This is a genomic window from Paraburkholderia gardini (assembly GCF_907164545.1).
GTDB lineage: Bacteria > Pseudomonadota > Gammaproteobacteria > Burkholderiales > Burkholderiaceae > Paraburkholderia > Paraburkholderia gardini.
Window position 1 is genome coordinate 77,585 of record NZ_CAJQZB010000014.1, and the last position, 18,120, is coordinate 95,704.

The window sequence follows — 18,120 nt, forward strand, 5'->3', positions numbered from 1 at the left end:
AGCGTAAAGCAGAACGACATTCCGATAAATAGAACGTTCGGCATAGTCACCCTCACGCCCCGCTACCGCCCGCCTCTTCATCCAGCGCCATCCGGAACCCCACCACACCCGGGTCCTCCGTCTTCGTCACGCTAAAGCCGCATGCCTGCGCGAGCCGGATCATCGGCGTGTTCTCGCGCAGTGCCTCGCCGACGAGCCAGTGCGTGCCGCGCGCCCGCGCGTACGCAATGATCCGCTCCATCAACAGACGCCCGAGCTTGCGTCCCTTCTGGTCCGAGCGCAGCGCCACCGCGAATTCAGCCGTTTCGTTATCCGGATCGGCGATCGCGCGCACGACGCCAAGCGTGTGCATCGAACCGTGCTCGTCGGTGATCGTCGCGATCAGTGCCATCTCGCGGTCGTAATCGATCTGCGTCATCCGCGCGAGCTGCGAATGATCGAAACTGCGTACCGCGCCGAAAAAGCGCAGACGCAGATCGTCGGCGGTCATCGCTTTCACCAGCTCGTTGTGCGCGGCTTCGTCTTCGGGGCGAACCGGCCGGATCGTGACGCGCAGGCCGTGCCAGTCGAGCGTCTCTTCGAAGCGGCGCGGGTACGGCACGATCGCAAGGCGGCTGCGCTTGCGTCCAAGCCGCACGCACGGCGCGACGAGCACGGTGCGCGTCTGGAACACCCGCAGCGTCAGCGAGAGTCCGACGATCTCGCGCACGTCGCACACTGCCTGCGAAAGCCCGGTCAACGCAACCAGTGACGGTTCCGCGGACACAAGGCGCGCATACGGCGAACGCCCAACAATGTCGCGCGCGAGGACCGGATTGAGCGGCGGCAAACCGTACGTGTGCATCGGCGGCGACACGCCATCGGTCGAAGGCGCCGTGAAGCGGAACACGGGGCCGAAGTTTTCGTCGTCATGCAGTTCAACCGCGATGTCGACGATCGCCCGCTCCGCCGATTCCTGCTGCTCTACAACGAGGCCAAAGTGGCCGAGTAGCCGCGCGGCTTCCTCGCCGGTGAGCCTGACTGTCGTCGCGTCCGCCACCTGCCCCGCTTCGGCCGCCGTCAGCGCGGCGCATGCCAGGGCCTGCGCCGCGTCGATCGATTCGGGCAGTTGCGCGGGCAAGCCTTCCGGCGTTTGCATCAGCAATTCGCGGCCAAGCCGGTAATCGACAAGACGCGCGAACGCGCTCGCAAGACGCTGCGGCGTGGTGTGCACCGGAATGCCGTGCGCGTGCAGCGCATCGCGCGTCGCGGTATCGACGCCGCCAAAAAAACACACCAGTAGCCCGCGATACGCAAATTTCTGCTGGGCGCACAGCACGCGCGCTACCTCTGCGGCGGGCGCGCTGTGCGTCGATGCGTGGACCACGAACGCCGTGCCTGTCGCGCGCCTCGGCGCCAGCATTTCGAGCGCGATGCCGAAGTGCTCGGGCCGCGCATCGTCGCCGAGCAGCAACGGGTTGCCCGGCGTCGCTTTCGGCAGCGCGTTGGCGACGACCTCGGTGGCGTCGTCGGGCCAGCGCGCGAGCGTGTCGCCTGATGCCGCGAAGGCGTCGCAGGCGAGCGCGGCGACGCCGCGGTCGCTGGTGATCAGCGTCGCCGTATCGCTCGCGGCCACGCGGCCTACGCCCAGGGTTTCGATTTCATCGAGCAGATCGTCCAGCGAATCGACCCGCACCATCCCCGCGCGACGAAACGCGGCCGTGTAGAGCGCATCGGCCGGATCGGAGCGGCCCGCGCGCAACGCGAGCACCGGCTTGTTTCGCGCCGCGGCACGCGCGGCCGACATGAACTTGCGTGCCGCACGCACCGTATCGAGTTCGAGCAGGATCGCGCGTGTGCCCGGATCGCTCGCGAGATAGTCGAGCACATCGCCCGCGTCGACGTCCGCTTCGTCGCCGAGCGCCACGGCATGCGAAAAGCCGAGCCCGCGCGCATGCGCCCAGCCGAGCACGGCGTTCGTCAGCGCATTCGACTGCGAGACCCACGCGACGCCACCTGCCTTCACCGTGCACGACGGCGCGCCGAGATGCGCGCCGAGCGCGGGCGTCACGACGCCGAGACTGGCGGGCCCGACAATGCGCAGCAAATGCGGCTTCGCCGCAGCCAGCGTGTGGCGCAGCGCGGTCCGGTCTTCATCGCAGCGCGTTTCGCCGACGATGATCGCCGCGCGCGTGCCCATGCCGCCGAGACGATGCACGATCGCGGCCCACGTCGCGGGCGGCGTGCAGATCAGCGCGACGGTTGGCGGCCCGGGCAGATCGCCGACGTCGGCCATCACGCGATGTCCGTCGAGTTCGTCGCACTTCGGATTGACCGGCCACAGCGCGCCGCCGAAGCCACCGTCGAGCACGCGTGTCCACACCATTTCGCCGATGCTGCCCGCGCGCTTCGAGGCGCCGATGACGGCAACGGATTGCGGCCGGAACAACGCGTCGAGATTGCGAACGGTCACAGGCACTCCGCGAGAGCGAGAAGATGAGCCCGGGTCGACCCAGGCAGGGAGGAGGCACGCAGGCGCTACGGACGTGCGCATCCTCCAACAGGATAGGCGAAGTCGGCGCGCCGGGCTCGCCCGGATCCCGCAGCGGCATGGCGAATCCAGGGCGGCAAGCTTGTTGAAAGTGCCGCGTGCCGTTAGAATCGCCCGGTCATTGGGGAGTAGCCTTCCTCCTTCCCCGGAGGAGAATGCGTCAACATATCTGGCCCGGCGGTTCAGTCGCCTCGAGCCATGGCGCATTCGACCGCACCGGTCTGGCGAGACCATTGGCGTACTGCTTCGTCCCGGGTCGGACGGGAAGCGGTGCGTCATGGTTCGTGTACGTCCGGCCCCGGAGACTCCCTGTGAAGCATCGCTGTTCCTTTCCAGCCGCATCGTCCATCGATACGCCATCCCGCGCTTGCCGTGCGGAGGGATGCGCGTGACCTCACTCCTCGTCGAACTCGCCATCATGCTGGTCGTCATTCTGGTGGCGGCCGAGCTCTTCACGAACGCACTCGAACACCTCGGCGAACGGCTGAAAATTTCCGAAGGCGTGACCGGCTCGCTGTTCGCGGCCGTCGGCACCGCGTTGCCCGAAACGATCGTGCCGCTCCTCGCCATCGCCAGCAGCACGGGGCCTGGTGGCGTGAACCAGGAGATTGGCGTCGGCGCGATTCTCGGCGCGCCGCTGATGCTCTCCACGCTGTCGACGTTTCTGATGACGCTCGCCGTGCTGCGTACGCGTGGCGTCAATGGACGCATCGTGCCCGAGCGCACCGGTTTTACCCGCGACCTCAACTATTTTCTGTTCGCGTTCTTTCTTGCTGCGGTAGCGATGTACGTACCGCACGAACGCACGTCCGTGCGCGCGCTTTTCAGCGTCGCGCTGGTCGGCGTGTACGTGACGTATGTGGCGATGACGTTCCGCGCATCGAGCGGTCTCGTCGCGGAAGGACACGGCACCGAGGCACCGGGCCGCATGCTGCTCGCGCGCATCGGCCTGCCGGCCACCCTGCTCACGATCGGCGTGCAGCTGCTGCTCGCCGTCGCGTTGCTCGTCTGGGGTGCGGAGGGTTTCATCCACGGCGTGCGCGGCGTCTCCGAAGGGCTCGGCATTTCGCCGCTCCTGCTCTCGCTGCTGATCATTCCGGTCGCAACCGAGCTGCCGGAAAAGGTCAACAGCATCCTGTGGATCCGTCGCGGCAAGGACACGCTCGCGTTCGGCAACATCACCGGCGCGATGGTGTTTCAGGGCACCCTGCTGCCCGCGATCGGTATCCTGCTGACGCCGTGGGAGCCGCGTATCGAAGTGGTGACGGGCATCGTCATCACGCTGATCGCGGCCGCGTGGATACGCATCAATTCGCGCGCGCCCGGTCTCGCGATCTGGGCGTTGCTCGTGAACGGGCTGCTCTACCTCGGCTACCTCGGCATTACGTTGATGCGATGACGCGACTGCCCGGTCGGCGTGATAGTTTAGCGCTCGTACGTGAGTTGTAAACCCGCCTTATCGCTCACATATGAGCGGTAAGGCGATGTCTTCTTGACCGCGCATCGTGCTGCGCCGGATCCTCAAGCATCGTCAGATCGGGGAATCAGTCTTCGCGGCAGGTCCGGCGAGACTGCGCGAGCGTGTAGGTCCACGAAAACGCCGAGAAGACGAAGCCCATCGCCACGGCCGACAGACCCAGCTCCTTGCTGAGTCCCGGTGCGGCGATCCCGAGCACGGACCGGTCGAGATAATTGATCGCAGTGCCGACCGCGAGCAGCGCAAGAATGCCGAACCTGACCCGCGTGCGGCGCTTCGCCTGAACCCCCGCAGCCGCGGGGTTCGTGTCCGGTGCTGTTTCCGTCGCCATACTGTCTCCTCAGGCATCGCCTGTGCTGGGTTAGATCGCCTCGTCGGGCGTTTTCTGTCATCGGGCCGCGTATCGGCAGGCGGACGCGGCTCTGTTCCCGGCGGTGAGATCGCTCGATGATATTCCTTCGACCAGCATCACGGAATCGTCAGTGTGAACGGAACGCTGCCCGCTACATCGCCTTCTTGAACGGCGCGCCGGAATGCTCGCGCAGTTCGTTGAAAACGATCTTCGGCCATGCCTTCTGCGCGACCTCGATCTCGGAGATGTGCGAGGCAAGATACGTCGGCGCGTTCGATGCGTCGAGCGCGATCCGCGCCGCGTAGGAATCCGTGAAGCGGCGCAGTTCCGCCGGATCGTCGCACGTCACCCAGCGCGACATGCGGTAACGCGCGGGCGCCATCCGCACGTCGACCTTGTATTCGGTCGATAGCCGGTGCGACACCACTTCGAACTGCAGCTGGCCGACCGCGCCCAGGATCGTCAGGCCGCCCAGGTCCGGACGGAAGACCTGAATCGCGCCCTCTTCACCCAGTTGCTTGAGCGCTTCGCCCAGCTGCTTCGCGCGCATCGGATCGACCACCTCGACGGTCTGGAAAATTTCCGGCGCGAAAAACGGCAGGCCGACGAACTGCAGCATCTCGCCTTCGGTCAGCGTATCGCCGAGCGAAAGCGTGCCGTGATTCGGAATGCCAATGATGTCGCCCGCGTAGGCTTCGCTGACCGTTTCGCGGCGCTGCGACAGGAATGTCACCACATTGCTCGCGCGGAACGTCTTGCCCGAACGCGTCACCTTCAGCGCCATGCCGCGCTCGAAATGCCCCGAGCACACGCGGATGAACGCCACCCGGTCGCGGTGCGACGGGTCCATGTTGGCCTGCACCTTGAATACGACGCCCGTGAACTTCGGCTCGTCCGGCATGACCGGACGTTGCACGGCCATGCGCATCGAAGGCGGCGGTGCGAGGTCGACGAGCGCGTCGAGAATTTCCTTCACACCGAAGTTGTTGATCGCCGAGCCGAACAGTACCGGCGACTGCTCGCCGGCCAGGAACGCTTCACGATCGAATTCCGGCGACGCGCCGGTGATCAGCTCGATCTCGTCCTTCGCACGTATCCATGCCTGGCCGAAGCGCTTTTCGCCTTCTTCATCGGAAGGGTTATGCAGCGTTTCCACTGCGCCGCCGGCCGTGTCCTGACCGGCGCGGAACACGCGCACCTGGTCGCGCTGGATGTCGTAGACGCCCTGGAAATCCTTGCCCATGCCGATCGGCCACGTGAACGGCACCGCCGCCACGCCAAGATGCTGCTCGATTTCGTCGAGCAGTTCGAGCGGCTCGCGCACTTCGCGGTCGAGCTTGTTGATGAACGTGACGATCGGCGTCTTGCGGCTGCGACACACTTCGAGCAGCTTCAGCGTCTGCGCCTCGACGCCGTTCGCGCCGTCGATCACCATCACGGCGGCGTCGACCGCGGTCAGCACGCGGTACGTGTCTTCAGAGAAGTCTTCGTGGCCCGGCGTGTCGAGCAGGTTGATGACGGCTTCGCCGTACTCGAACTGCATCACCGAACTCGCGACCGAAATGCCGCGCTGCTTTTCGATCTCCATCCAGTCCGACGTGGCGTAGCGATTGCTCTTGCGGCCCTTCACGGTGCCCGCGATCTGGATCGCACCCGAAAACAGCAGCAGCTTTTCGGTAAGCGTGGTCTTGCCCGCATCGGGGTGGGAAATGACCGCGAAGGTGCGGCGGCGTTTGAGTTCGGAGACTGACATCGGTGCTGGGAATCACGGTAGGGGTTCGAGCGCGCGCCACGGCGTACGGCCGGCGCTGGCTGGTGCGCCGGCTGTGCCAGACGCGGGCGGCGAAGGTGGGGGAAACCGCTCGAAAAACGGGAAATCCCGGCACAGAACAGCGCCGGGACGAATGATACACGTCATGGGCGCCCGCGTCGGGAAACGGGGCAGGCCGTCGGACGGCCGATCAGCTCCGGCTGGCTTCGTTCAGCGTGAGGGGCCTTGTTTCCGGCGCCCACGCAATCGAAACGGACATGGCGCATGCGGTGACACGGGCCCGGTTTCCGGCAAAGGTGAGGGTTTTCGGGACCTGCCCGGCAATGGCGTTGGCGACGTGTTTCAGGTGAAGAGCGAAGGCACGCGGGTGAACCACGATGGCATGCACGCGTGCGTGCATATCGAGCCGATAACATCGCTGAAGTGTCGATCGTCAGCGCGATGCACGCATGGTCCTGTCGGGCGGAGAGCCTTTTACTGGAAGGCTTTGCGAGACACGAGGAATAACACACGCGCTGCGCGTTCACCTCGCGCAGTCATCATGCGAGGCCGCGTTGCATGACACCGGTGTCGCGTCGCGATACATGGCGCACGGACGTCGAGGCATCGTTCCATCTGCGGCAACAGGGAGCGGCCGATCGTCAAAGGTGAGAGTTTTCGGGACCAGAGGAAACGGTGCAGAAGCGGCAGCAGCGCAACTCACCCGCGTACGCACGAAGCGCACAGCACCACACACTGCGTTGTGCAGCTGATCAGCTTTCGATCAGGAAGCGTTCGCGATTCTTGCCGGCGAGCCATCCTGGTGAGCGTCCACGTCCGCTCCACGTTTCACCGGTTTTTGGATTGCGATAGCGCGCCGGCAACGCCGGTTTGAGGCCTTTTGCCTTCGCGCTCTTCGTCCCCTTCGTACCGGAGGCGGCAAAGCCGAGTTCTTCAGCCGTGATGTCGAACTCTTCGATCAGCAGCCTGATGTCGGCAACGACCTGCGCCATCTCCTTCTCGCGCGCGACCGCGACTTCCTTGTGAAGCTTCTCGAGTTGCGCAGTCAACTGCTTGTAGCTGGCCATGAGGCAGGGTCTCCAGTCAGTGTCGATGACGGTCTGACTTTACCAGTCCGAAAAGACGCTGGCCATGTGCCGTCATTCCGGCATGCTACGCGACCTGCCTTGCGTGCTGCGTGAATCAGTCGTCGATGGCGTCGTACAGGTGGCGCTCGAAGTCGACCGACATCGGAAACAGCTCGATATCGCGCCGCTGGATCAGCATCATCGCGACCATGTCTTCGACCGGGTCGGCAAGCCAGCTGGTGCCGTACGCGCCGGGCCAGCCGAACGATCCCGTCGAGCGGTAGCCGAGCGGCAGCTGCTGCGCCGGATTGTCGACGACGGCCAGCCCCAGCCCGAAACCCTGCCCCGCCCAGACGATGTGCCCGAACGACGGCTGCCGGCGCTGGTCACGGCTCAGGAAATTCGAGCGCATCAGGTCGACCGAACGATGCGACAGCAACCGCGTATCGTCCACGCGGCCGCGCCCCAGCAGCAGGCGGGCGAACTGGAGATAGTCTTCCGCGGCCGAGACGAGCCCGCCACCGCCACTGTGAAAGCGCGCCGGATCGGCCCAGCGGCTGCGTTCCGGGTGATCCTCGACAACCCGCTGTTTCGTCACCGGATCGATGGCGTAGGCAGTAGCGAGGCGCGAAAGCTGCGCCTCGGGCACCCAGAACGCGGTATCGCGCATGCCGAGCGGCTCGAAGATGCGCGTGCGGAAAAAGTCGCCGAGCGACATGCCCGTGATGCGGTAGACCAGCACGCCGAGCACGTCGGTTGCAATGCTGTAGTGCCAGCGCGAACCGGGCTGAAACATCAGCGGCAGCGCCGCGATGCGTTTGAGCCAGCCGTCCGGCCCCTCCGACGATTCGAAACCGTTGAAGGCGCCCAGATACGCTTCGGCCAGCGGCCCGAGCGCCGTGAAGTGATAGGCAAAGCCGGCGCGATGCGTCAGCAGGTCGAGAATCGTGACCGGCGCGCGAGCTTCGACGGTATCGTCGAGCGGGCCAGCCGGGTCGCGCAGCACCCGCAGGTTCGCGAGTTCCGGCAACCAGCGTGCAACGGGCGCATCGAGCGTCAGCCGGTCTTCCTCTGCGAGCATCATGATCGCCGCGCTCGTCACGGGTTTCGTCATCGAGGCGATGCGAAACAGCGTGTTGCGTGCCATCGGCTGCCCGGAAATGTCGTCGAGCGCGCCGAGCGTGTCCATCTGCGCGATTTCCCCGCGACGCCAGACCAGCGTCACGACACCGGCCACCTCGCCCCGGTCGACATAGCCCTGCATGGCCGCGGTCAGCTTCGCCAGCCGCGCGGCTGAGAATCCTGCGTGGATCATGAGTTGTCCTGGTTGCACGGGTGAAGCGGCACTCGCACAGGGCGGTGCGCGAGGCGCATCCGCGCCGCCGGAGGATTGTCACACGGGAATAGACCGTGGCGCGGCGGGCGAGCCGGCCACGCGCGCGGATGTGTCATTTGACCTGTATGCGCGCTTCCAGCGCGCGCAGCGCGTCATTCAGGCGCTTGACGCGACTCGCCTGCGAAGGCACGAGCGCCGCGCCCAGCACGCGATCGATCCGGTCACGCCAGTACGACAGCGGAATGCGATCCTGATCCGAAAGTCGCGAGATTACGTGTTCCAGATGCTCAATATCTTTTTCGAGTTGGTGATGATTCATTGCTTTCCCCGGAATTGCTGTTTCTGATGCTGTTCTCTCCGCTTGAAATGTGCCGCAATCACGCGTTTTACCTGAAAAAGGAAAATCCTGCTTCCCGACGCTCTGCCCGGCGTCGTCTGAAAAATGCAAGGAAACGCATGTTACGGCAATACTGCGGAACATCGGTGAAGACTATAAGACAGGGATCTTCCATTCATCCGTTAGCCGCCGCACGGAAAAACACCACCGCATGCGCGAGATTGTCGCAAAGGCTGCCAAGGTTAACGGCGGTTAATTGGACTGTATATTCCTCATTTGCGGAAAAGACCGGAAATGCGCGGCCGGTTGAATCTTCCATCGACCACCAGGGCCGCGACGACACGGGGGCGCAGTGGAACGGGACGAAGAACGGTATGACCGGCTGGTACACCGGATATATGACACCGTCACGGCTTCAGAAACCTGGCAGGTACTTTACGCAGAGCTTGCCGAACTCATTGACGCGAAAACCATTCATCTCGTTGGTTTCGATAAAAAGCACAATGCGCTTTCATTTAGCGACGGTTTCAATCTGCTTCCAGGCCGTGAACTCGGTTACATCCGCCGTTATCACCACATTGATCCGCGGCTTTCGATGCTGTGGTCTCAACCGGTACTCAAGTGGTTACATTGTCACGAGCATTTTGACGAAGAATTTGTCCGTAATAACCGGTTCTTTCAGGAATTCCTTTTACCAGGCGGACGTCGTTATGCGTCGTGCGTAAAACTCGTCGACGATGAAACGGTTACCGTTTTTTTCGCATGTCTGAGAACCATTGACCAGGGTCCATTCGCTCTGGACGCGATAGCGATACTCGAACGCCTGACGCCGCATCTCGCCCGCGCGGTCAAATTTCAGGTACAGCGCTTTGTGTTTTCGACGGACGCGCTGGTTGGGCATGCGCTCGTCAACCGCTGGCGTCAGCCGGTCATTCTCGCGAGCACGGAAGGCGACGTGCTCCGGCTCAACGGCGCGGCCGAGCGCCTGCTGCAGACCACGATGATGGTGCGCACGAACAATCGCAAGGTGACGCTGCCCGCGCCGTTCCAGCAACGCTTTCTGGAAGACTGCGCGGCGACCGAAGCGCATCTGCGCGTCGCCAACGCCGACGTGCACGCGGATGCGGCGCGCTATCGCGTGATGCGCATTCAGGACAGCACGAGCCCATTCCCGCAGGACACGCTCTACGCGTTCTATAACCTGATCGCGCCGGGCGAAGTGTCGGCCGTGTTCGGGCTGCGGGCAATCGTGATGCTGATTTTCTATCACCCGCCGTCGGCGCCGCCCGTCGACGAAGACCTGCTCGCCGCCGCGTTCGATCTGACGCCTGCCGAGTGCCGCGTCGCGCATTTTCTGGCGGAAGGCATGTCGCCGAAGGAAATCGCCACGCGCATCGGCGTACAGCACGACACGGTGCGCAAGCAGTTGCAGGCGATCTATCAGAAGACAGCGACGAACCGGCAGCCCGATCTGGTCCGGCTACTGCTCCATTTACCTGGAAACGGCGGCGGCCAGTAGGAAGTCGGTTCATTGCGGTGAGCCGACTGAGGCCAGATTCAGCCCGCCTTCCTGCACGCGAAAATCAGGTTGCGCACGCCGTCGACAGTTGTCTGGCGCACGATCTCGAACGGGCCGCCACACATGCCGCGCGCCTGCTGCTCGCAGCCATCGCCGCCGGCCGCGGAACACTGGACCTGCGTGGTGGGCAGACCATCGGGAGAAAACAGCGGCGGCGCGCTGCTGCAGCCGGCCAGCGCGGCGAGTGCCATGCCCGCGCATGCGGCAGCGGCGGCAGACAGGGCGCGTGCGGCGAAGCGCGGTTGCGCGCGGAACGGACGATTGCGTTTCATTGAAAAACCCCGGTTGATCTCTTGTTCTGCCGATCCCGCGATTTTGCCACGCGGCCGCGGCGCTGCGTCAGTCGGGCGCCGCAAGCGTCTTGTAGGGCAGCGGGCCGCCCGGCGTGGGCGTCACGCGCATGAACACCTGCTCGACGTCGGGAATCGCTTCCAGACGCTTCTGCAATGCGGCTGCATCGAACGATGCCGGCGCGCAGCCTTCCGCATAGACGAAGCGACGCTGCACCGTGATCCAGATACTCGTGCCGGCGAGTTCTTCCGGCTGGGCGAACCGCGCGCGAATCGCAGCGGCGATGTCCGGGTCGTACATATAGGAGTTGGGCTTCGTGCATTTGTGCGCGAGCCAGCACGTCGTGCCGCGCTCGACGCGATAGTGCGCGTCGTCTTCCATCTGCGCCCTCGTCATCAGCGGACCGAGTGGCACCGGACAGTCCGCCACCGCGTGCGACAACGCGAAAAACGGGTCGTTGTACCAGTTCTTGCGCTCGACCGCCGATGCGCCCGCGCCCGATACAGTCGACGCAGCCGACGCGACCGGAGCCGTGGAAGCCATCTGCGCGAACGCGTGCTGTGCGTGGAACGCGATGCCCGTCGCGAGCAGCATCACGGCGAATCGCCCGTGATTCATGTCACACCTCGATACCGTAAGCGGCGATCTTCTTGTAGAGCGTCGCCCGTCCCATACCGATACGCGTCGCGGTTTCCGTCACGCGGCCGCCGCTGGCACGCAGCGCGTCGCTCAGGAACCGTCGCTCGAACGCGGCCATCGCGCCGGTCCAGGTTTCGTGCCCGGCATCCGTCGCGGCCGTGGAACCTGAGCCGGCCGCGCCCGTGACGTCGATGCCCGCTTCGCATGCCGCAACGGGCGCGCGCGCCGGCCCGAGGAACGGTGCCAGCGCCCGGGCGTCGATGCGCTCGCTGTCCGACAGCATCACCGCGCGCTCCAGCGTGTTGTGCAGTTCCCGCACGTTGCCCGGCCAGGCGTATGCGGACAACAGGCGCAACGCGTCGTCCTGCACCTCGAAATGCGCGCCCGCCACGTTCAACGACAGATCCTCGAGTATCGCGTACGCCAGCGCTTCGATATCCGACGCGCGCTCGCGCAGCGGCGGCGCGTGGATCGTCAGCACGTTGAGCCGGTAAAAGAGGTCCGCGCGAAAGCGCCCGGCGGCGACGAGTGCCGGCAGGTCCGCCGAGGTCGCCGCGATGATCCGCACGTCCGCACGCACGATCCGGTTCGAGCCGAGCGGCTCGAACTCCTTGTCTTGCAGCACACGCAGCAGCTTGCCCTGCAGGGGTAGCGGCATGTCGCCGATTTCATCGAGAAAGAGCGTGCCGCCGTCGGCGAGTTCGAACTTGCCGACGCGGCCCTTGCGGTCGGCGCCCGTGTAGGCGCCCGCCGCCGCGCCAAAGAACTCGACTTCGAGCAGCGTATCCGGGATCGCCGCGACGTTCACTGTCACCAGCGGTTTGTTCGCCCGCGCGGAAGCGCCGTGAATCGCATGCGCCAGCAATTCCTTGCCGGTGCCTGTCTCGCCGAGCAGCAGCACCGGCGACTCGACCTGCGCCGCGCGCCGCGCCTGGCGCTTGACTTCGAGGCTCGCCGCACTCGTGCCGACGAAACTCGCGAACGTATATTTCGCCCGCCGCGCCTGCGCGAGCGACTGACGCGTCGCGATCAGTTCCTGCTGGACGCGCGAGTAATGCGAAAAGAGCGGCGTGAGCGCCTTGAGTTCGTCGAAGAGCGCAAACCCGACAGCGCCGACTGTCGCGCCCGCGTCGTCCTTCAGCGGCAGACGGGTGACGACGAGCGGCTCGCGGTCGGTTTCAAGGATATCGAGCAGGATCGGCTTGCCCGTCGCGACGACGTCGCGCATCAGGCTGTTCGGAATCACCGCTTCGCAATCGCGGCCAATGGCCTGCTGTGGATCGGAGAATCCGAAACGCGCCGCGTAACGCTTGTTGATCCAGACGACACGCGCATCGGCGTCGACGATAAAGGTCCCTTCGCTGAAATTCTCGAACGTGCGAAAGAGCGAATCCATCGCCCTTCGCAATACATCGCTGTAGTTATCAGGCAGGCCTGCCCAGTCGTTCATCATGATGTCGCTGTCTCCCACTATCGTTTTATGTGCGCCGCCGTCTACATATATAGACAGCTTATCTCAACGTCGAGATCGCCAGCAAGGCCGTCTGTCTTGATATTGCCATGTTTCAGGCGCCCGGGATTGCAGCTTTCAATCTCCAATTCGAGACTTTATGTACAATCGGTCGCGCCGCGCGCTGGACAGCGGGCCGCTCACGTACCTGGCACCCCCACTCCGACGCCGTCTGGCGGCGATTGGCACGGAAGCTGCGTACGCGAGCGCCGGCTCGCTGCGTCCACGGTCAGGCCGTCGACGCGCGTGCGCACAACAAACCAGTTCTGGAGACTTAATGTCCTTTGTCATCGTCCTCGCCGCACTGGCGTTTCTGATGTTCGCCGCCTATCGCGGCTACAGCGTGATCCTCGTCGCGCCGATTGCCGCGCTTGGCGCCGTGCTGCTGACCGACCCGGCCGCCGTCGCGCCGGTTTTTTCCGGCATCTTCATGGAAAAGATGGTCGGCTTCGTCAAGCTCTACTTCCCTGTGTTTCTGCTCGGCGCCGTGTTCGGCAAGGTGATCGAGCTGTCGGGCTTCTCCGAATCGATCGTTGCCGCCGCGATTCGCTACATCGGCCGTTCGCGGGCGAATGCGGTGATCGTTGCGGTGTGCGCGCTGCTCACATACGGAGGCGTTTCGCTCTTCGTGGTCGTGTTCGCGGTGTACCCGTTCGCCGCTGAACTGTATCGCCAGAGCAACATCCCGAAGCGCTTGATGCCGGGTGCGATCGCGCTGGGCGCCTTCTCGTTCACGATGGATTCGCTGCCGGGCACGCCGCAGATCCAGAACATCATCCCGACGACGTTCTTCAAGACCACCTCGTGGGCCGCGCCGTGGCTCGGCGTGATCGGCTCGGTCTTCATCATCGTGGTCGGGCTCACGTATCTGGAATGGCGTCGCCGTGCGGCGATGGCAACGGGCGAAGGCTACGGCACCGAACTCGTGAACGAGCCGGAACGTGTCGAATCGAAGGCGCTGCCGCATCCGCTGCTGGCCGTCGCGCCGCTCGTCCTCGTGGGCGTCGCGAACTTCATGCTGACGCGCATGATTCCCGAATGGTATGGCGCAAGCTACACCGTCGCGCCGGAAATCCTGCCGGGCGTGCACGCGCCGGTGACGACATCGGTGAAAGCCGTGGTCGCGATCTGGTCGGTGGAAGGCGCGCTGCTCCTGGGCATCCTGCTCGTCATGCTGACGGCGTTCGGCCGCGTGCGCGAGCGTTTCGCGACCGGCACCAAGGCTGCCGTGGGCGGCGCGTTGCTGGCTTCGCTGAATACGGCCTCGGAATACGGTTTTGGCGGCGTGATCGCCGCGCTGCCGGGGTTCCTCGTGGTCAGCGACGCGCTCAAGAGCATTCCGAATCCGCTCGTCAACGCGGCGGTGTCGGTCAGCTCACTGGCGGGGATTACCGGATCGGCGTCCGGCGGCATGAGCATCGCGCTGGCCGCGATGTCGGATCTGTTCATCAAGGGCGCGGAAGCCGCGCACATCCCGATGGAAGTGCTGCACCGCGTGGTCGCCATGGCCAGCGGCGGCATGGACACGCTGCCGCACAACGGCGCCGTGATCACGCTGCTCGCGGTAACCGGCCTCACGCACCGTCAATCGTATCGGGATATCTTTGCGGTCACCGTCATCAAGACGCTGGCGGTGTTCTTCGTGATCACGGTGTACTACACGACCGGGATCGTCTGATTCTGGCTGGCGGGCGGGCCGGTAGACGCGCAACGCGCCGCCGACCCGCTTGCCGGCGCTCTGGTGACGGACCTGAAAGGCTTGAACGCCTACAGCTCCGGGTGCGCCAGGTCGCCGGCGACGATCTGCTCGCCCTGCACCTGGGCGGCCGCCAGCGCCTCGTTTTTCGTCGCGAAAGGGCCGAATTCCGGCGCACCGTCGAAGGGAAACAACACTTTCCCATCCGTCTTTCGAACCACCCGCAAAACCCCGTAGAACCGGAGATAGCCGGCGAGTTTCGTCGTGGCGAAGACGTCGAAATCGTCTTCCGACGTGGGGGGCATACTGGGGATAAATCTGAAGTTGGGCATGACAGGCTTCTGGATTGCTGTGCCGGGCGGCCATCCAGCGACCTCAAGGCCCGCTGTCGCACCGCTGGCGAAAGAGACAGGGACGGTGACGTCCCTTTTACCGCGTTACTGCCAGGTTTCCCGCTGCCACGGACCCCATTCAGCGCCCGCGAGCTTGAAACGGGTGTAGGTCGCACTCTGCCCGGTCGGATTTTCCGATGTATCGCCTGCCGGTTTGACGTCGGTGGTGTGAAGCGCGAAGGCCTGATGGTCGTCGGTATCGATCGTCACGCGGCCGATGGGATCGGTTCCATCCTGTTGATTTGACTCAAGAATTACGAAATAAGGGGTGAGCCGGCCCCAAAAGGCAGTCAATTCATCTTGCAAATAATGTGTCATGGAGTTCCTGGATGTGTGGGTCCAGTTTACCCTGGTCACTATCGGCGACGATTTGTGACCACCCGGGCGCACCAAAAGAAGGCGCGAATATCGCAAAAAATCGTTACCCCGTGTACTTGCTGATAGGCGGTTTTCATAAAGGCGTGGTACAACTCTAACTTCGCGTCTGCCGATCCAGAAATACGGCGGCCGCGATGGAACACAACTTTTACTGGATTAAAAATGGCAACTGGTACCGTGAAGTGGTTCAACGATGCGAAGGGTTTCGGATTCATCACGCCGGATGACGGCGGCGAAGATCTGTTCGCACACTTTTCTGAAGTTCAAGGTAGCGGCTTCAAGTCGCTGCAAGAAAATCAGAAGGTTAGCTTCGAAGTGAAGCAAGGACCGAAGGGCAAGCAAGCCGCCAACATCCAGCCGCTGTAAGCAGCTGGACAAGTCGGTTTTGCGACTACGAATGGCCCGCCCTCGCGGGCCATTCGTACTTTAACGGCAGCGAAACAGTCGCCGCCGCGTGACGGGTCGTTGGTGTTGCGCGTGTCGTGCGCTTCATGCCGCTCTACCCGCACGGGTATTCAACGTGTTGATCCATCGCCTCGTCGTTCGTATCGCGCGACGGCAACGGCACATCTACGCATCGCACAACAGCTTGCGCGCGGCCCGCACGCGCCGCCTGCGCTCCTGCTTCAGCCATCGCAAGACGGAATCCCGGGCGCCGCGGTCCTCAAACAGGTTTTCGTTCTGTTCAAGCAGTGCTTCACTCGCGACGACGTCGTTCAGCGCACCAAACCGCTTCTGGATTTTCGTGAGGCGTTTGAGCGTCCGGCGATGATCGCCGTTCAATACCGGTTCAAACAGCTCGAGCAGATAGCGCAGTGTCTTGCCTGCTTTTCGCACTTCATGCAACGACGCGTAGTCGGATTTCTTCGCACGTGAAGCGCGCTTCATCCGTTTGCGCAGTAACTTTTCGCACGCCGCGACCCGACGGTCTCCAAATTTCCGGAGCGATACGCACTCGTGCGCAGTGTTCAGCGCCTTCGCTGCGTCCGAAAGCGTTGCGCGCAGCACGTCTTTCACGCCCGCGTTCGCGAGTGTCTCCACACTCATGGTCAGTGCCTGTGCACGCACCGCTTTTAGCTCGCTCGAAGAGGCGGATTCGGCCTCTACTTCTTCTTCGAGCAACTGCAGGAGAATGTCCCAGTCGCGCGTTTTGCCGGCAGTCGTCGCGAGGAATTTGAGCAGCGAACGCTGTTGCCTGACGACGTCTTTATCGAAGAGCGGCCTGTAGGCCCACCACAGCGAACGCAAGCGTCGCAGCACGACACGCAGCCCGTGAATCGATTCGGGCTCGGCGTCCTCGCTTAACAGCGCAGCGCATGCGATTGCCTCGTGAACGAGCGGCGACGCAAGCGATGAGAATGCGGCAGCAGCGTCCTGCCGGGCTTCAATGCCGGTACCTGTGTCAGTTGTATCGTCGCGCTTCATTCGATCCCCCACACGAAGAGGGTTTTATGCGAACCCGGAAAAGAGATTGCCAACGCGCGTGCGCATCCTCTTGCTTCATCATAGACGCACGGGAGAGCAGTGCTCTCGACCCTATGACGGGAGAGTGGACACTGAAAAACAAGCCATTGAAAAACAAACATGGACCACGGGGCGCGTAGTGAGCAACATCGTCTGGCCAGAATTGCCAGATCGCCGCCCGGCAGAACTTTCATCCAGGCGGCGCTCGCGATCGTGCCTGGCATCATTGCGGCACTCGCGCTTCACATGGTGTTCGGTGATGAATTCGCTACCCGCAAGGCAGCGAAATTCTATGCGCCTGTCGAAGGCAAGGCTTACGGAAGCGGATCGCGAGATTTACATACCCAAGCCGGTATTCATGGACATCGTCTTTAAAAACGGATCAGGTTTTCAGTCGAAATCTAAAGTCACCCGAGCGATCATGGCGCCTTCAGGTGGCGATCGCTAACAACATGGCGAGCACGACGGCAAAACCGGTTCCGGTTCTGGCCGTGTCCACTGCGTCGTCGAACCATTTGCGCCCGACGACGCGCATCCACGACTTACGACGCAGCAACAGTGTCCGCAGCAGCAGCGATCTTTTTGACCGCGACCTTCTTCACCGCTGTTGCCTTTTTAGCCGCCCCTTTTTTAGCTGCCGTCTTTTTGACAGCAGCCTTTCTACCGGCAGTCGCGGCAGTACGCTTTACTGCCGTTTTTACACCGGCGGCTTTTTTCACGGTCACTTTCTTTGCAGCCGCCGTTTTCTTTGCAACGACCTTCTTTGCCGTTGTCTTTTTAGCAGCAGCGCCGCGTTTAGCCGTGACCTTCGCTTTCCCGGCGGCACCCGATACCGCAGCGGCCGATTCCGCCGCCGCATCGATCAGAAACTTCGTGCGGTCCTTGACGTTCTTGATCCAGACTGGCGGACGTGCGTGGCCACTCCATGTAGCACCTGTTTTCGGGTCGCGATACTTCGCCGGAAGTTTGCCTTTGGCAGCACCGACTGGTTTTGCCTTGCCATTCGCCGAACGACCGCTTAAAGCATTTGCCTCACGTCGTGCTTTTGCTTTCGCTTCAATATCCGCTGTCGTCAGACCATGCTTGAGCATCAGTTCACGAATCTGGTTTACCGCTACTTGTGTCTTGCGCGCGATAAGCGCATCGGCTTGCGCCTGGAGTTTTTTCAGTCGCGCCTGGATCTGTTCCAGTGTGGCCATCAGAGCCTCCCTTCAGGTTTAGATGGTCGCACTATGCCACGTACAACCACTCAATGACAAAAGTTTTGTCAATACTTCACGTTTTTAAAGCAACAGCTGCAT

At 63.2% G+C, this 18,120-nt stretch carries 18 protein-coding genes, 1 pseudogene and 1 riboswitch; of the genes and pseudogenes, 5 read left to right on the plus strand and 14 right to left on the minus strand.

What is annotated here, in order from left to right:
* Positions 1 to 52 precede the first annotated feature (52 nt).
* Positions 53 to 2,452: a GNAT family N-acetyltransferase gene (locus LPA37_RS12320; protein WP_229012688.1), complete on the minus strand. Its 2,400-nt coding sequence runs from the start codon at positions 2,450 to 2,452 to the stop codon at positions 53 to 55.
* 189 nt (positions 2,453 to 2,641) lie between these two features.
* Positions 2,642 to 2,828: riboswitch (yybP-ykoY riboswitch) on the plus strand.
* 90 nt (positions 2,829 to 2,918) lie between these two features.
* Here LPA37_RS12320 and LPA37_RS12325 point away from each other — a divergent pair.
* Complete coding sequence (locus LPA37_RS12325) at positions 2,919 to 3,929, plus strand: sodium:calcium antiporter (protein ID WP_229012689.1); 1,011 nt, start codon at positions 2,919 to 2,921, stop codon at positions 3,927 to 3,929.
* 172 nt (positions 3,930 to 4,101) lie between these two features.
* Here the strand turns inward: LPA37_RS12325 and LPA37_RS12330 are convergent.
* The 6 genes and pseudogenes from LPA37_RS12330 to LPA37_RS12355 all read right to left on the minus strand — a co-directional run.
* A pseudogene (locus tag LPA37_RS12330) lies at positions 4,102 to 4,338 on the minus strand (MFS transporter); the annotation flags it as partial.
* Between the two features lie 172 nt (positions 4,339 to 4,510).
* On the minus strand, positions 4,511 to 6,112 hold the full coding sequence (locus LPA37_RS12335) for a peptide chain release factor 3 (RefSeq protein WP_228978282.1): 1,602 nt from the start codon (positions 6,110 to 6,112) through the stop codon (positions 4,511 to 4,513).
* Between the two features lie 770 nt (positions 6,113 to 6,882).
* A complete protein-coding gene (locus LPA37_RS12340) occupies positions 6,883 to 7,197 on the minus strand; it encodes an H-NS histone family protein (protein ID WP_229012690.1) in 315 nt (104 codons plus the stop codon).
* 115 nt (positions 7,198 to 7,312) lie between these two features.
* The gene (locus tag LPA37_RS12345) at positions 7,313 to 8,512 is read right to left on the minus strand and encodes a serine hydrolase domain-containing protein (protein ID WP_229012691.1); all 1,200 of its coding nucleotides are present in this window, start codon (positions 8,510 to 8,512) and stop codon (positions 7,313 to 7,315) included.
* Positions 8,513 to 8,645: 133 nt separating this feature from the next.
* The gene (locus LPA37_RS12350) at positions 8,646 to 8,852 is read right to left on the minus strand and encodes a hypothetical protein (protein WP_228978492.1); all 207 of its coding nucleotides are present in this window, start codon (positions 8,850 to 8,852) and stop codon (positions 8,646 to 8,648) included.
* Positions 8,853 to 9,045: 193 nt separating this feature from the next.
* Entirely contained in the window at positions 9,046 to 9,189 is a 144-nt protein-coding gene (locus LPA37_RS12355) for a hypothetical protein (RefSeq protein WP_229012692.1), read from the minus strand.
* 552 nt (positions 9,190 to 9,741) lie between these two features.
* Between LPA37_RS12355 and LPA37_RS12360 the strand changes: the two genes are divergently transcribed.
* Positions 9,742 to 10,389, plus strand: a complete 648-nt coding sequence (locus LPA37_RS12360; RefSeq protein WP_229012693.1) for a helix-turn-helix transcriptional regulator — start codon at positions 9,742 to 9,744, stop codon at positions 10,387 to 10,389.
* A 38-nt stretch (positions 10,390 to 10,427) separates the two neighbouring features.
* On the opposite strand, the gene LPA37_RS12365 is transcribed toward LPA37_RS12360, so the two are convergent.
* From LPA37_RS12365 to LPA37_RS12375, 3 genes are all read right to left on the minus strand, one after another.
* Positions 10,428 to 10,721 (minus strand): hypothetical protein, encoded by a 294-nt coding sequence (locus tag LPA37_RS12365; RefSeq protein WP_229012694.1) that lies wholly within the window; start codon positions 10,719 to 10,721, stop codon positions 10,428 to 10,430.
* A gap of 67 nt (positions 10,722 to 10,788) precedes the next feature.
* Positions 10,789 to 11,283, minus strand: a complete 495-nt coding sequence (locus LPA37_RS12370) for a BON domain-containing protein (RefSeq protein WP_229012716.1) — start codon at positions 11,281 to 11,283, stop codon at positions 10,789 to 10,791.
* Positions 11,284 to 11,359: 76 nt separating this feature from the next.
* Positions 11,360 to 12,832 carry a sigma-54 interaction domain-containing protein gene (locus LPA37_RS12375; protein ID WP_324251878.1) on the minus strand — a complete coding sequence of 491 codons (1,473 nt, stop codon included), beginning with the start codon at positions 12,830 to 12,832 and terminating at the stop codon, positions 11,360 to 11,362.
* Positions 12,833 to 13,166: 334 nt separating this feature from the next.
* Here LPA37_RS12375 and LPA37_RS12380 point away from each other — a divergent pair, with 334 nt between their 5' ends.
* Positions 13,167 to 14,567 (plus strand): GntP family permease, encoded by a 1,401-nt coding sequence (locus LPA37_RS12380; protein ID WP_228978272.1) that lies wholly within the window; start codon positions 13,167 to 13,169, stop codon positions 14,565 to 14,567.
* Positions 14,568 to 14,656: 89 nt separating this feature from the next.
* Here the strand turns inward: LPA37_RS12380 and LPA37_RS12385 are convergent, their stop codons facing one another.
* Together LPA37_RS12385 and LPA37_RS12390 are read right to left on the minus strand one after the other, a co-directional pair.
* On the minus strand, positions 14,657 to 14,917 hold the full coding sequence (locus LPA37_RS12385) for a DUF6723 family protein (protein ID WP_229012695.1): 261 nt from the start codon (positions 14,915 to 14,917) through the stop codon (positions 14,657 to 14,659).
* Between the two features lie 105 nt (positions 14,918 to 15,022).
* Positions 15,023 to 15,295, minus strand: a complete 273-nt coding sequence (locus tag LPA37_RS12390; protein ID WP_229012696.1) for a hypothetical protein — start codon at positions 15,293 to 15,295, stop codon at positions 15,023 to 15,025.
* 222 nt (positions 15,296 to 15,517) lie between these two features.
* On the opposite strand from LPA37_RS12390, the gene LPA37_RS12395 reads away from it, so the two are divergent.
* Positions 15,518 to 15,721 carry a cold-shock protein gene (locus LPA37_RS12395; RefSeq protein ID WP_090535384.1) on the plus strand — a complete coding sequence of 68 codons (204 nt, stop codon included), beginning with the start codon at positions 15,518 to 15,520 and terminating at the stop codon, positions 15,719 to 15,721.
* Positions 15,722 to 15,925: 204 nt separating this feature from the next.
* On the opposite strand, the gene LPA37_RS12400 is transcribed toward LPA37_RS12395, so the two are convergent.
* Entirely contained in the window at positions 15,926 to 16,780 is an 855-nt protein-coding gene (locus LPA37_RS12400; protein WP_229012697.1) for a CHAD domain-containing protein, read from the minus strand.
* A gap of 124 nt (positions 16,781 to 16,904) precedes the next feature.
* On the opposite strand from LPA37_RS12400, the gene LPA37_RS12405 reads away from it, so the two are divergent.
* Positions 16,905 to 17,267, plus strand: a complete 363-nt coding sequence (locus tag LPA37_RS12405) for a hypothetical protein (RefSeq protein ID WP_228978263.1) — start codon at positions 16,905 to 16,907, stop codon at positions 17,265 to 17,267.
* A gap of 94 nt (positions 17,268 to 17,361) precedes the next feature.
* On the opposite strand, the gene LPA37_RS12410 is transcribed toward LPA37_RS12405, so the two are convergent.
* A complete protein-coding gene (locus tag LPA37_RS12410) occupies positions 17,362 to 18,018 on the minus strand; it encodes an H-NS histone family protein (RefSeq protein WP_229012698.1) in 657 nt (218 codons plus the stop codon).
* Positions 18,019 to 18,120 lie beyond the last annotated feature (102 nt).